General features: G+C 52.7%; 11 protein-coding genes. 8 read left to right on the forward strand and 3 right to left on the reverse strand.

All coding sequences use genetic code 11. The features are described 5' to 3' along the window. The first annotated feature begins 185 nt into the window (after positions 1-185). From E2980_RS04770 to gyrA, 7 genes are all read left to right on the forward strand, one after another. Positions 186-1988: an ABC transporter ATP-binding protein gene (locus E2980_RS04770; RefSeq protein WP_135150978.1), complete on the forward strand. Its 1803-nt coding sequence runs from the start codon at positions 186-188 to the stop codon at positions 1986-1988. Next, entirely contained in the window at positions 1985-3784 is a 1800-nt protein-coding gene (locus tag E2980_RS04775; protein ID WP_135150979.1) for an ABC transporter ATP-binding protein, read from the forward strand. The genes E2980_RS04770 and E2980_RS04775 overlap by 4 nt, the downstream gene beginning before the upstream one ends. Positions 3785-3955: 171 nt before the next feature. Beyond that, the gene (locus E2980_RS04780; RefSeq protein ID WP_167746970.1) at positions 3956-4777 is read left to right on the forward strand and encodes a GDSL-type esterase/lipase family protein; all 822 of its coding nucleotides are present in this window, start codon (positions 3956-3958) and stop codon (positions 4775-4777) included. Positions 4778-4801: 24 nt separating this feature from the next. Beyond that, the gene (locus E2980_RS04785) at positions 4802-5773 is read left to right on the forward strand and encodes an ABC transporter ATP-binding protein (RefSeq protein ID WP_135150981.1); all 972 of its coding nucleotides are present in this window, start codon (positions 4802-4804) and stop codon (positions 5771-5773) included. Next, the gene (locus tag E2980_RS04790; RefSeq protein ID WP_135150982.1) at positions 5766-6755 is read left to right on the forward strand and encodes an ABC transporter permease; all 990 of its coding nucleotides are present in this window, start codon (positions 5766-5768) and stop codon (positions 6753-6755) included. The genes E2980_RS04785 and E2980_RS04790 overlap by 8 nt, the downstream gene beginning before the upstream one ends. 58 nt (positions 6756-6813) lie before the next feature. Continuing rightward, a complete protein-coding gene (parE, locus tag E2980_RS04795; RefSeq protein WP_135150983.1) occupies positions 6814-8787 on the forward strand; it encodes a DNA topoisomerase IV subunit B in 1974 nt (657 codons plus the stop codon). Between the two features lie 219 nt (positions 8788-9006). Further along, a complete protein-coding gene (gene gyrA, locus E2980_RS04800; RefSeq protein WP_135150984.1) occupies positions 9007-11526 on the forward strand; it encodes a DNA gyrase subunit A in 2520 nt (839 codons plus the stop codon). Here the strand turns inward: gyrA and E2980_RS24050 are convergent. After that, positions 11517-11693, reverse strand: coding sequence for a hypothetical protein (locus E2980_RS24050; RefSeq protein WP_167746971.1), 177 nt, complete (start codon positions 11691-11693; stop codon positions 11517-11519). The two genes, gyrA and E2980_RS24050, sit on opposite strands and share 10 nt — an antisense overlap. A 197-nt stretch (positions 11694-11890) precedes the next feature. On the opposite strand from E2980_RS24050, the gene E2980_RS04805 reads away from it, so the two are divergent. Further along, on the forward strand, positions 11891-12397 hold the full coding sequence (locus tag E2980_RS04805) for a MarR family winged helix-turn-helix transcriptional regulator (RefSeq protein WP_135150985.1): 507 nt from the start codon (positions 11891-11893) through the stop codon (positions 12395-12397). Between the two features lie 450 nt (positions 12398-12847). Here E2980_RS04805 and E2980_RS04810 read toward each other — a convergent pair whose 3' ends face one another. Next, positions 12848-14107, reverse strand: a complete 1260-nt coding sequence (locus E2980_RS04810) for a CapA family protein (protein WP_135150986.1) — start codon at positions 14105-14107, stop codon at positions 12848-12850. A gap of 34 nt (positions 14108-14141) precedes the next feature. After that, positions 14142-15011 (reverse strand): class I SAM-dependent methyltransferase, encoded by an 870-nt coding sequence (locus tag E2980_RS04815; RefSeq protein ID WP_135151056.1) that lies wholly within the window; start codon positions 15009-15011, stop codon positions 14142-14144. Between the last annotated feature and the right edge of the window lie 13 nt (positions 15012-15024).

Below are 15024 nucleotides of genomic sequence, written 5' to 3' on the forward strand. Positions count from 1 at the left end.
GGATAAACGTATCAACTAGGGGATATTTGGTACGAAAGTCGACGATATCGAAGATATTCGGTGTATGTCTCAGTCTTATGGCAGTAGTTTCCGTTGGAGGGAGGAATAGGACCGTATAGCGTTGTTGCCGCGGGAATCCGATTGCGCTACACTGCCGTAGAAAGCAGTGAAGGGGAGGGCCATCGTTGGACATTTTTAAGGCATTGAAATCGTATTACTGGCAAGACAAAGGCTTTCTTTGGGGATCCGTTGCCGGACTAGCGGTTGCAACTGCACTGGGGTTGGTGTATCCTCTGCTGCTCAAAACGCTAATAGACGATATGATCATCCCGGGCGAATTCTCGGGCGTTCTAAGCTTATCGTTATTAGCCGTAGGCATTATTTTCGTCAAAGCCGGCTTTCAGTTCGTACACGGCTTTAGCGGAGGCCGCCTGGGGAATCGCTTGGCGTACCGGTTGCGTAACGGCTGTTACGAGAAGCTGCAGCAATTATCGTTCTCTTATTATGACACGGCTAGAACGGGCGACTTGATGTCTAGGCTGACCGCCGATATCGAGGGCATCCGAAACTTCATCGGCTTCGGCTTCGCGCAATTGCTCAACACGGCTTTCCTGCTCGTTTTCGGCTTCACGATGATGTTCTTCATCGACTGGAAGCTGACACTGATGACGCTCACGATTATACCGTTACTCGGGTTCGTAGCCATTCGATTCGAGCAGAACATCCATCCGGTATTCCGCTCCATCCGTTCCGCAGTCGGTCGTCTTACCGTCCGAGTGCAGGAGAATATCACGGGAGTAAGAACCGTGAAGTCGTTCGCGCGCGAGCCCTTCGAGATCAACAAATTCGTAAAGGAAAACGTGGATTACCGGGAAAATCACCTGCAGTTGGCAGGCGTATGGGCGAAATATTTTCCGATGATCGAATTTATCGCGAACGTTAGCGTCGCGGCAATGTTACTGGTCGGGGGTTGGCGCGTCATCGACGGATCTCTTTCACTGGGGGATTTGGTGGCTTTATCGGGTATGCTCGGCCTCATCGTCGCTCCGCTCTGGACGCTCGGCTTCCAAATCAATAACTATACGCAGTCGAAGGCTTCGGGTGAAAGGCTGCTAGAGCTGCTGAACCAACCGATCGCCGTGAAAAATACATTAAATAGCCTTATATTGGATGACGATGCCGTGAAAGGCCATATTCGGTTCGAGGATGTCAGCTTCCGGTTCGTGAATCGGGACGATTTGCCTTCCGCTCTTCTCGGATTTAACCTGGATGTCCCGGCCGGCTCGGTAATCGGATTGCTGGGAGGCACGGGCTCGGGGAAATCGACGGCCGTCGGGTTGATGCTCAGGACTTACGACGTTGGCGAAGGTTCCATAACGCTCGACGGCGTCGACGTGCGCCATATCGATCTGGCCAGTTTGAGAAGCCAGACCGCGATCGTTTTCCAGGAATCGTTCTTATTCTCCACGACCATCAAGGAGAACATTAGTTACGGATACCCCAACGCAACGATGGAAGATATAGAAGAAGCCTCGAGGCTGGCGCAAGCGGACGGATTTATTCGCGAGCTTCCGCTGGGCTACGAGACGATCGTAGGCGAGCGCGGGATGGGACTGTCGGGCGGTCAGAAGCAACGGATCGCCATTGCCCGCGCATTGCTCGCCAAACCTAAGATTCTGATTCTGGACGATGCGACTAGCGCCCTGGACATGGAGACCGAGCACGAGATCCAGACCGCCATCCGCAAAGTGATGCAAGGACGGACGGTGTTCATCATCGCGCACCGGATATCGACGCTCCGTCACGGGGACGAGATCGTCGTGCTGGATCGGGGTCACACCATTCAGCGGGGAACCCACGATAAGCTCGTGCGCCAGCCGGGCCTATACCGGGAAACCTACCGCATCCAATATTCCGATCGGCCTGACGATCTGGATGCGGATATCGCTTCATCCGCCGTCTCCGGCGAAAGGCGGGTGACGGGATGAGCAGGCAATTCGTATATCAAGACGACGAGCTAATCGCGAAGCCTTTTAACTGGAAGCAGATCGGCAGGCTCTTCGCGTTCGTTCAGCCATATAAGAAAGAGTTTACCCGGGTCGTATTCGTGATGACGGTGTTCGGAATGTTGTCCCGACTCGCGATTCCGTTCCTCATGAGCATGGCGATCGACCGCGCCATTCATCCCGAGAACGGGAATAGCAGCGTTACGCTGCTGGTAAGCTTGGTCGGGGCTATGATGGCCATGTACGGTTTACGCTGGTGGGCGCAGAAATACACGATTCAACAAACGAACCAAATCGGACAGAAGGTCATTTTCGACCTCAGGGCGGCATTATTCCGTCACATTCAATCGTTATCGTTCCGATTCTTCGATAAACGTCCCGCGGGATCGGTTCTCGTAAGGGTCACCAACGACGTAAACTCGCTGCAGGATATGTTCACGAACGGGGTCATTAACTCCGCCATCGATATCGTGCAATTGATCGGAATCACGATTATCCTGCTCGTGTTGGAGCCCAAGCTCGGCCTTGCCATCATGATCACGGTTCCCTTGATGTTCCTCGTGTCATCCGCGTTGCGCAAGAAAATAAGGATGGCATGGCAGGTAGTCCGGATTAAGCAATCCCGGATCAATGCCCATCTGAACGAAAGCATTCAAGGGATCCGGGTTACTCAGGCTTTCGCGCAAGAGAAAGAAAACATCCATTTCTTCGATAACATGAACAAAAGCAATATCCGCTCTTGGAACAGGGCATCGATGCTCAATCAGTTATTCGGCCCGGTCCTCGAGGTTACATCCGCAGTCGGGACATTAATCCTGCTATTATACGGTACTTATTTGATTCAAACCGACGTCATGACAGTCGGCATTCTCGTCGCTTTCATTACTTACGTCGGAAGCTTCTGGGAGCCAATTACGCGACTTGGAAATATGTATTCCCAACTGCTGATCTCGATGTCCTCCGCGGAACGCATCTTCGAGTTCATGGACGAGAAGCCGGCGGTACCGGAGAAGGACGATGCGAGAAAGCTGCCCGAGCTTCAAGGAAACGTTCGTCTAGAGAACGTAACCTTCGGATACGAATCAGACCGTCCGGCGTTAAAGGGAATCGATCTCGACGTAAAAGCGGGCTTATCGGTAGCGTTGGTCGGGCACACGGGTTCAGGTAAGAGCACGATCGTGAACTTGCTCTGCCGATTCTACGACACGGTGGAAGGAAGGGTGCTCTTGGACGGGATCGACGTTCGAGACGTCACCATCGAGAGCTTGCGGTCCCAGATCGGCATCGTGCTTCAGGATACGTTTATTTTCTCGGGAACGATTCGCGACAATATCAGATATGGCCGGCCCGGGGCTACGGACGCGGAGGTCGAAGCCGCCGCAAGGTCCGTAAGGGCGCACGAATTCATCGCGGAGCTGCCTAACGGGTACGACACCGAGGTAGAGGAGAGAGGGAACGCCCTCTCGGTCGGCCAGCGGCAACTGCTGAGCTTCGCCAGGGCGTTGCTCGCCAATCCTCGCATTCTCGTGCTCGATGAAGCGACGGCGAGCATCGACACCGAGACGGAACTGAGAATTCAAGAAGCGCTCTCGACGTTGCTTCAAGGAAGAACCTCCTTTATCGTCGCGCACCGGTTGTCCACGATACGTCACGCAGATTGCATTGTCGTTCTGGATCACGGGCAGGTCGTAGACCAGGGCAACCACGAGGAGTTAATGAAACGTCCCGGACATTATCGGAATTTGGTCGACGCGCAGTATCGCTTTTTATCGGCGTAATGGATTTATAATTCTCTCAATAATACCGTTCGATTGGCGATCAATATGCCGATTGGACGGTTTTTTCTTGATCGCCTATTTGAAAATTGTCGTAAGAACCGTTATCGTGGTTATCAGCAGGAAAAATCCGGCACGATGCTTGGAGTCATGGGATTGGGGGAATGGATAGGCATGAAATCATCTTCTTGGTTGTGGAGAATATTAGGTTGGACGACGTTGATCTGCCTTCTCGTTATGCTTACGGGGTTTGGATGGGCGCTAAAGGATACGTGGTTTCCGAAGGATGGACTGGCTTTGCCCGAGGTATCCCCGCCGGAAGCGGCGACGGGCGGAGACTGGAACGCGAAGGAAGAGCTGTTCGTTACCTCGCTAGGGGATTCTCTGACTAAAGGCACGGGGGATTCGACAGGAGAAGGCGGATATGTCGCGAGAGTGATAGAGGATTTGGCGAAACAAATGGACAAGCCGGTATATATGGTCAATAATTTGGCCATTAACGGGTTAAGGGCGGATCAATTGACGAACCGCCTGGACGAAAACGGATTCAAGAATGCCATTGCCAAAGCCGATATCATCCTTATGACAATCGGAGGCAACGATTTGTTTCAGATCGCCCAGAGCGGCGGCTCGATGGCCGAGGGCGGAGACATATCGCCGGAGCTGCTGTTAGAGCGTCTTCCCGAGGCCGAGCCGCGGTTGAAAGACGTATTCCAGAAGATAAGGAAGCTTAACCCGACGGCAAGGATTATTTATGTCGGTCTATTTAATCCTTTCTATGATTTGCCGGAAATGACGTCATCGGGAAGCAAGATCGTGGCGGAATGGAACGACTATGCGTACAGTCTAGCGAAAGCCGATGGCAATGCGACCGTTGTCCCTACTTACGATCTGTTCGAATTCAACTTGAAGGCCTACCTTTCCTCTGACCATTTTCACCCTAATGCCCAGGGTTACGCCCGAATATCCGATCGAATCGTTCAAGCGCTTCTATGACGGGGAAGGAGGAATGATCTAAAGATGAGTACCGCGACGCAAACAAAAGAGATCGTATTGTCCGTTCAGGGACTACGTAAAGTGATTGGGCGCAAGCCGATTATCCATCGGGTATCGTTCGACGTTCATGCGGGGGAAATATTCGGTTTCCTTGGCCCCAACGGTTCCGGCAAAACGACGACGATCCGCATGCTCGTCGATCTGATCAAGCCGACTTCGGGAAAAATCATCGTATGCGGAGAAGATATCGGCGTCCATCCCGAGAGGGCATTGGCGCACATCGGCTGCATCGTGGAGAATCCGGAGATGTACTCCTTCATGACGGGGTGGGAGAATCTGGAGCACTTCGCGCGGATGCAAGCGGGTATTCCCGTATCGCGTATTACGGAAGTCGTCGAGATCGTCGGCCTGGATCAGAGAATTCACGATAAGGTGAAAACCTATTCGTTAGGCATGCGCCAGAGATTGGGCATCGCTCAAGCTTTGTTAGGAAAGCCTAAGCTGCTTATTCTCGACGAGCCTACTAACGGTCTTGACCCTAAGGGTATCAAGGAACTGCGGGAGTTTATCCGCAAGCTTGCGGAGAGCGGCATGAGCATGTTCATCTCGAGCCATTTGCTAAGCGAGATACAGCTGATGTGCGATCGCGTGGCGATTATCGCGCACGGGGAAGTAATCGCGGTAGGAGAGGTGGATGAGCTCGTATCGCAGGTCGGTACATATACGTTGTGGCAAGTGGATCGTCCTGAGGCTGCGAGGGAAATGTTTAAGGATCAACTCGACGTGCAGATCGTGCCGGAAGATAAGCATCAAATAGACGAATCCCTGCTGTCTTCGCTTCATGATCCGATTATTACGATCATGGATGAGGATCGCGTGACCGGATGGGTGAACCGGCTCGTGGCTGCCGGAATCGGAATCCATTCCGTTCAACGCGTCGCGCCTTCCTTGGAGGAGCTATTCTTGAAGTTGACGGAGGGCGAGAAAATTGGCTAATCTATTGGCGTTGATTCAGAACGAGACGCTTAAGGTTTGGAAAAAGAGACGCTTTGCCGTCCTCTTGCTCATCTTGCTCATCCTGATTCCCGTCTTCGTGTACGCCCAGATGAAGATCGCTCAGAATAGCGCAGAGAAATTCAATGACGATTGGCGGGCGGAGCTGCAAAGCCGGATCACGGATAACACGAACGCGTTAAGCAGCGAAAGAATCCCGGAGGAATGGAAAAAGTGGCGACGGGCGCTCGTTCAACAATTGCAGTATTATCTTGATCACGATATCAACCCGCAAACCCCGAACGCGGTAACCTTTACCCTCACGTTCATGGATAATGCGGTCACTTTGTTTATTCCTCTGATGGTACTCGCCATCGCTTCGGATCTCGTTTCTTCCGAGCGGTCGACGGGCACGATCAAGATGCTGCTTACAAGGCCCGTTCGCAGGTGGCGCATTCTATTTGCCAAATTGGCTACCCTGACCTTATACGTGTCGCTTATCATCATAACGACGGTTCTTATCTGTTATTTGATCTCCGGCCTTGTGTTCGGTTATTCGGGCTGGGATGCGCCGGTATTCGTCGGATTCCAGGTTCAAGGCGCGGACGTGGACACGACGGGTGTACATGCGGTCACGCAGGGTGTATATTTGCTCATGCAGTCCGGATTGGTCTGGTTCTCCGCTATGGTCGTGTCCGTCATCGCGTTGATGGTATCCGTGCTCGTTCGCAGCACGGCCGCGAGCTTCGTCACCATGATGGCCACGATTATCGCGGGAACGATTTTATCCAATATGGCTTCCTCATGGAAAAGCGCCAAATATTTATTTAACGTCAATCTGGAAATATCCTCGTATTTACGCGGAACTCCGCCTCCGGTGGAAGGTATGACGCTCGGTTTTTCGCTTGCGGTATTAGGCTTATGGGGGGCGGCGGCGCTGATTGTTTCATTCACCGTCTTTACGAAGCAAGACATCTTGAATTAAAATGAACGGTAGCGCGTTTATGAACGCATGCACAAGAGACTAGCAAGGGGGTCCATTCGTGACCGAACAAATAGATCTGTTCACCGAATCCGCGGCAATCGCGGGAAGTGAATATAGCGCGGACGATATTCAAATCCTGGAAGGCTTGACCGCGGTCCGCAAAAGGCCGGGAATGTACATCGGCAGCACGACGGCATCGGGTCTGCACCATTTGCTGTGGGAGATCGTGGATAACGCCGTAGATGAACATTTGGCTAAATTCTGCTCGAAAATCGACGTGACCGTGCATCAAGACAACTCGGTTACGGTGGTCGATAACGGCAGGGGAATTCCGACCAGCATGCATAAGAGCGGTATCCCCACGCCTCAGGTCGTCTTTACGATCTTGCACGCGGGCGGTAAATTCGGCGGCGGAGGCTACAAGAAATCAGGCGGCTTGCACGGGGTTGGTGCATCCGTTACGAATGCGTTGTCCGAGTGGCTCGAGGTAGAAATCTACCGCGAAGGCAAAATACATAAGCAAAAATTCGCGACCTGGGTCGACGACAAAGGCATCGAGCATGTCGGGGAGCCCGTTGGAGGCCTTGAAGTAACCGGCAATACGAACAGGACCGGCACGAAGGTCACGTTTAAGCCGGATCCGAAGGTGTTCCACGGACACGTTAGCATGAGCTACGATACCTTATCGGAGCGCCTTCAAGAGATCGCGTTCTTGAATTCCGGGTTGAAGGTAAACATTAAGGACGAGCGAAGCGGCAAAGCCGACACGTTTCATTACGAGGGCGGAGCGCGGGAGTTCGTGCAGTTCCTGAACGAAGAGAAATCGGTATTGCACGACGTCATTCATTTCTCGGCGGAAAAGGACGATATCGAGGTCGAGGTCGCTTTGCAGTATAACGACGGCTACACGGAGACGCTGGCTTCGTTCGTTAACTCCATACCGACTAGAGGCGGCGGCACGCACGAAACGGGCTTCAAGACCGCGTATACGCGCGTCTTGAACGAGTATGCCCGCAAGACGGCTCAACTCAAGGAAAAGGAAAAGAATCTTGAAGGAAACGACCTTCGCGAAGGTTTGATGGCCGTTATCAATATAAAGATGTCCGAAGTGGAATTCGTCGGCCAGACAAAGGACCAGCTCGGCAGCGCTTCGGCGCGGAGCGCGGTGGATGCGATCGTAACCGACAAGATGACCGTTTTCCTGGAGGAGAACCCTCAAGTCGGCCAATTGCTGATCAAGAAATCGATTCAGGCCTCCAGAGCGCGCGAAGCGGCCCGCAAAGCGCGGGAAGAAATCCGCAGCGGCAAAAAGCGAAGCGAAAGCGCGAGCCTTGGCGGCAAGCTATCCCCGGCGCAATCCAAGGACAGCTCCCGCAACGAGCTGTTCATCGTGGAGGGCGATTCCGCGGGCGGCTCGGCCAAGCAAGGACGGGATTCCAAGTACCAAGCGATCTTGCCGCTTAAGGGCAAGCCGATGAATCCCGAGAAATCCAAGCTTGTCGACATCCTGAAGAACGATGAGTACAAGGCGATCATCTCCGCGATCGGAGCGGGGATCGGCTCGGAATTCGATGTCGAGGAATGCAATTATTCCAAGATCATCATCATGACCGATGCGGATACGGACGGGGCGCATATCCAAGTGCTGCTTCTGACGTTCTTCTATCGGTATATGAAGCCGCTTATCGATGCGGGCAAGGTATTCATAGCCCAACCGCCGCTGTACAAGCTAACGAGGAAGTCCGGAAAGCTAGAGACGGTGCGTTACGCTTGGACGGATGACCAATTAACCAATTACATGAAAGAAATCGGCAAAGGCGCGGAGCTGCAGCGGTATAAAGGACTCGGCGAGATGAATCCGGATCAGCTGTGGGAGACGACGATGAATTACGAGACGCGTACGTTCCTGCAGGTTCAGATCGAGGACGCCGCCAAGGCGGAGCGCCGCGTGTCCACTCTGATGGGCGACAAAGTCGACCCTCGCAAGCGGTGGATCATTGAGAACGTGGATTTCACGGAGTACGTGGAGTAAATCCAACCGAATGGAATCGGATCAACGGGCATTACGAAAAAGGTTACCCCTTCCACCGCTGGTTAAAATCGAGATTGCCTTAAATGGAATATGCGGTAGCAACTCGATTTTAAAGGCGGACGTAAACTTTCCAGGGGCAATCCTTTTCCTCCATGCCGCGACCTCATCCATTCAAAGATTTACAAATCGTATCCATAAAACGCTAGGAGGCAGGGTGTAGTGAGCCTACTTGAACAGTTTTTACCGGCATTTCTGGAGGAGGTCGTCGGCGACCGCTTCGGACGCTATTCTAAATATATTATCCAGGACCGCGCCATACCCGACGTCCGCGACGGGTTAAAGCCCGTTCAAAGGCGGATCCTGTACGCGATGTACGATTCCGGCAATACGCCGGACAAGCCGTACCGGAAGTCCGCGAAGACGGTCGGGGACGTCATGGGGAATTACCACCCGCACGGAGACTCTTCGATCTACGAGGGAATGGTCCGGATGGCCCAACCATGGAAAATGGCGCATATGCTCGTCGACGGCCATGGAAACTGGGGCTCGATGGATGACGATCCTCCGGCGGCGATGCGTTACACGGAGGCGCGGTTGTCGGCTATCGCGATGGAACTGTTGCGGGATATCGAGAAGCGTACCGTTCTATTTAAAGACAATTTCGATAACTCGACCAAAGAGCCCGTAGTTCTGCCGTCTCGTTATCCGAATTTGCTAGTAAACGGGGTATCGGGCATATCCGCGGGTTTTGCAACGGAAATCCCGACGCATAACCTGCGCGAAATCATCGATGCGTGCATCGCCGTGATGAATAAACCGGAGATGACCGTCCAAGAGCTGATGGAAATCGTCAAAGGTCCCGATTTTCCAACTGGCGGCCTAATCATGGGCGGAGAAGGAATCCGGGAAGCTTACGAGACCGGCAAAGGCAAAATCTATATTCGTTCCAAAGCCGTCATCGAGGACGTGCGCGGAGGGAAGCAGCAGATCGTGATTACGGAAATTCCGTATCAGATCGTCAAGTCCAAGATGGTAAACGCTATCGATAATCTTCGCATGGAGAAAAAGGTAGAAGGAATCGCCGAGGTCCGCGACGAGAGCGGAAGGAATGGCCTTCGAATCGTCGTCGAACTTAAGAAGGATGTTGACGCGGAAGGCATTCTCGCCTATCTTTTCAAGAAAACCGACCTCCAGACCGCGTATAACTTCAATATGGTGGCAATCGTTAACAAAGCGCCGCAGCAGCTAGGAATCAAACAGATTCTTGAAGCCTACATCGCCCATCAGAAGGAAGTCGTCACGCATCGTACCCAATTCGATCTGGAGAAGGCGGAGGACCGTGCGCACGTCTTGGAAGGGTTAGTTAAAGCGTTGAATCTGTTGGATCAGATCATCGAAACGATCAAAGCCTCCAAGAACCGTCTGGACGCGCAGAACAATCTCGTTGCAAAATACGATTTCTCGGAAAGGCAAGCGGACGCGATTCTAACGTTGCAGCTATACCGCCTGACGAATCTTGAAATTACCTCGCTCGAGAAGGAACATGCCGAAGCCTTGAAGAAAATCGCGCAATTGCGAGCCATTCTTGAAAGCCCACGTAAGCTCATGAACGTCATAAGGGATGAGCTAACGGAAATCCGCGATAAATTCGGAATCGACCGCCGCTCCGTCATCCAGGGCGAAGTGGAAGAAATCAAGGTCAATTTGGAGGTCACGGTTCCCGCGGAGGAAGTGCTCGTGACGCTTAGCCGCGAAGGATACGTGAAGCGTACGAGCCTTATGTCTTTCACGCGCTCCGGTGGAGAGCTCGGGAGCGCGGGCGTGAAGGAAGGCGATGTCATCCGATGGGGCATGGGACTCAATACGTTGGATCCATTGCTTCTATTCACGCAGAAGGGATCTTACTTCTTGCTGCCTGTCCATCTGATCCCCGAGTTTAAATGGAAGGACACGGGTACGGCTATCGTGAACGTGCTTCCTCTGGCGAAGGATGACAGAATCGTGGGCTTGGTCCCCGCCAAGACGGCCGAATTTACGACGTCAGCGGCGGCGGAAGATCAAGTCGGTGGCATCTCTGCCGGCCCGATGTTGGTCTTCATAACGAAGCGCGGGCAAGTGAAGCGTACGCCTCTCGTCGACTACGCGACAAGCCGAAGCATGGCCATTGCAGCGTGCAAAGTAGGCGAAGGCGACGAGATAGTAAAGGTGTTCCGATCGGATCAGCCTGACGATCTTATGCTCATTACGGAGCAAGGGATGAGCATACGGTTCAATCAAGACGAAGTAAGCCCGCAAGGCAGGGTTGCCGGGGGCGTAAGAGGAATTACCCTTAAAGAGGGCGATAGTTTGGTCGATGCGATTCCCGTTCAGGGCGATGAAGGAGAAATCCTCGTTCTCTCCGATTACGGATATGCGAAGCGCACGCTCTTGCTGGATTACCCGCAACAAGGAAGAGGCGGCAAAGGAATTCAAACTTTTGAATTCAAGGAAGGCAAGCGCGTTCGTCCGAACGGTACGAAGCTAATCTCGGCTTTCCATGTCAAGGAAGCCGTCCAGTTGCTTGCGTTGACGGTAAGCGGGGCGGTATCGGAGTTCTCTTCCGAGAACGCTCCGTTAGACGACCGCAAAGGCCAAGGCAAGCTGATGACGGCTGTCGATCGTGGAGACGTACTGACGGAATCGTTCAGAAAGCCGCTTTCCGATTTAGCGGGAACGAATGAGAGCAAGCTTCAATCATAAGGACCGCTATCGGGCTCGGTACGGTCGATCCACCTTAATAAGATATCCAATACGACCCACAGTGGCACCGGTTCATTGAGCCGTTCCAGCCACTGGGGGTCTTCTATTAATCCGGCATCCTTAGCCATTTCGCCGATCACTTTGATTTTTTGATCTGCAGAGGTCATCGGGCCTCGCCTCCTTGCCAAGCATCTTTCTCCGCGTTTACCTATATTTCGTAACTAGTATATGTCGCGTATTGTCGCGACGTTCGCTTTCGTGCGGATTTATGTCGTAAATATTTAATTCCGTTAAACTATCTTTCGACATAGGGCCTGAGTATAATAAAGGAGAAGGCAATGTTCGGGAGGAAAGGGGCATACCTATGGATAATGCGGCGGATTTTGTGAAAAGCTGGACGAAGCTCACTAAAGAATGGAACGCGCAGATGGAAGCGGAGCTAGCTCCTCAACTAACGGCTGGACAGTTGGAAGTACTTGAACTCATGAAGGTACATGAACCCATGAAGCCTTCGGATTTGCTTCCGCATCTTGAGACAACGCCAGCGGCGATTACAACGCTGCTCGACCGTATGGAACGTGCCGGATTGGTGGAGAGAAACCGGGACGAGGGCGACCGTCGCATTGTCTGGGTAACGATGACGGCGTTAGGACGTTCGGAAGTGGAGCGCGGGATTACCGTTCGCAGCGCAATCGTGAACCGCTCCTTAGACCTCGTATCAAGCCATAATCGGCAATTGCTCGTATACTTGATCAGCAAGGTCGCGGGGACCCGGGAACCAATTGCGGCGAAGGATCGGACCACTGCTGCCAGCGACACTGGAAATGACGCTAACGACCAGAACCAGAACGTAGAATCCTCGGCAATGTAAATGCTAGAAACCGCGTAACCGCAATCCGTGCCGTTAAGTCAACCAGGATGGTCATCAACAGGGAGAATAGCACCGCCCCGCGTGCTTATTTCCTCCTAGTAGATGAATTTCGGGAGAATAGCACCGCCCCGCGTGTTTATTTCCTCCCAGTAGACGAATTTCAGGAGAATAGCACTGCCACGCGTGCTTAATTCCTCCCAGAAGCTGAATTTCGGGAGAATAGCATCGCCGCGCGTGCTTATTTCCTCCCGCAACCCATCAACAGTTTACGTAACGACAATCCCTGCCGTTAATGTAACCCGCATGGCCATCACGCAACCGCGTAACCGCAATCCGTGCCGCATGGCTGTTCAAAAGGACAAGCAGCTTCAAGTTTCAATGAAATTAGACAAGAAAGAGCATTCCCGTTATCGGGGACTGCTCTTTTCATTTTAACTATGACTTTGTAGCTTAACTAGGATCAAGCGAGTAAAGATGCTCAGAGATTCCCTTCAACAATATCCTCATCTTGCCGTAGTCTTTGGCGGTCAGGTCGGGGATTTTTTTATTTGACAAAGCAGTTTTCATAGGGATGACGGTATAATGCCTTTTTTGATTTTTCCAACCTATATGTACCCAAGTCGGTTCTGTCGTAATTGCATCGCATTGCGTGATATATGAGCCGTCCGCTTGGCGACTCTTAACCAAGCGAACGCCGAAGATCAAGCCGACATCCTTCCAGTTTCCCGTCTGGTTGGAGATAAAGTTTCCTAAAGAATAGATGACGATTCCTTGTCGCGGTTTGCCGTCATCACTCTCCGAGGACGATACGTCGATCTGCTCATAGGGCTGAACGACATGGGGGTGAGAGCCTAGAATAATATCTGCCCCGGCTTCTACAAGCTCTCGTGCCAGCTTAGTTTGGTCTTCGTTCGGCATACGTTGATACTCGATGCCGAAATGCAGGGAAACGGTCACGACGTCGGCTTCCGCTTGCCGGAGACGGGCGATGTCCATCTTGATCTCTACAGGGTCAATAAGATTGACGGCATATGCTTTTCCAGCGGGTAAGGGGATACCGTTAGTGCCGTAAGTATAAGCCAAGAAGCCCATTCGAATTCCGTTTCTTTCCTCGATGATCATTTGCAGCTGCTCCTCCGCGGAGGAGGAAGTACCTATTGGGATGAGTCCGGCTTGCTTCACGTTGTCGAGCGTCCGAGTAACGCCGGGAAAACCCCGATCCATCGAGTGGTTGTTGGCGGTGGAAACCAATTGGACTCCCGCATCGGCCAAGGCTTCCGCTAATTCATAAGGAGCATTGAAACGGGGGTATCCCGTGTATTTCAAATCCTTGCCCGCAACGGGAGTCTCGAGGTTTCCAATAACCCAATCGCCTTGCTGGAATATCGGCTTCACTTGCGTGAACCAGGGAGTGAGATTATAGCTATCGCTCTTCCTGTCATAATAAGCGGGCAGCTGCGGCATGTGGACCATAATATCACCTATCGCGAGCAATGTTGCTTCCGTTCGTTCGGGATCGGTCGGCAAGGATGGCGAAGAGATCGGGGTTTCGGTTGCCAGTTGGTCCGCAGGCGGCGTTGAGTTTGGTTGGGAATGCGATTCGGTCTGAAGCGGAGTCTGAGAGGGAGTCGAGTTAGTCGGGCCGTTCAAACAGGCTGTTAGCGTAATCGCTAACAGCCCTATGCTGAGTGCAGAGGCTTGCCGTTTCATCGGATTCTCTCACATCCTTCGTTGTACGAGTCGCTCAAGATTCGCTTTCCCAGCGGCCGTAGATCCCGCAAGGCAACGTCATGCCGCTGCGGGTAATCGGAAGTCCGATTTCTCCGCAATCCAGCTTGCCGCCGAATTTACGGCGAATGGAGAGGTTTAGCAGGTTGTTAAGCACGGTAGGGGATAATCCGGTCGTATAGGAGTTGACGAGAACGAACAGCGGCTTGTCCGAGAGAATCGACAGGCAGGATTCCAGGAACGGAAAAAGATTTTCCTCAAGCTTCCACATTTCGCCGTTCGGTCCTCTGCCGTAAGAAGGGGGATCCATAATAATCGCTTCGTATTGGCGTCCGCGACGTTCCTCGCGCTGCACGAACTTAAATACGTCGTCCGTAATATAGCGGATAGGCGCCGAACCGAGCCCGGACAATTCCGCGTTTTCCTTCGCCCATTGCACCATTCCTTTGGCAGCATCCACATGGACGACGTCGGCGCCGGCCGATGCGGCAGCGACCGTGGCCCCGCCCGTATAGGCGAACAAATTCAGCACGCGGATAGGCCTATTAGCCTCGCGGATCTTATTCATCATCCAACTCCAATTAACGGCTTGCTCGGGAAACAACCCGGTATGCTTAAAGCTGGTCGGCTTAATATGGAACTTCAATGGACCGTAGGAGATATTCCATCTATCGGGAAGCGCGCGTTTATAAGTCCATTGACCGCCGCCGCTGCTGCTGCGATGATAATGTCCGTCTGCTTGTTTCCATTCCGCATTCTCGGATTTGAGAGGCCAAATAATCTGCGGATCCGGACGCCGAAGGATGACATCTCCCCAGCGTTCAAGCTTCTCTCCGTTGCCGGTATCTAACAATTCGTAGTCTTGCCAATCCTTTGCCATTTGCATAATCATGAATACT

The sequence above is a fragment of the Cohnella luojiensis genome (assembly GCF_004564235.1).
GTDB classification, from domain to species: Bacteria; Bacillota; Bacilli; order Paenibacillales; family Paenibacillaceae; genus Cohnella; species Cohnella luojiensis.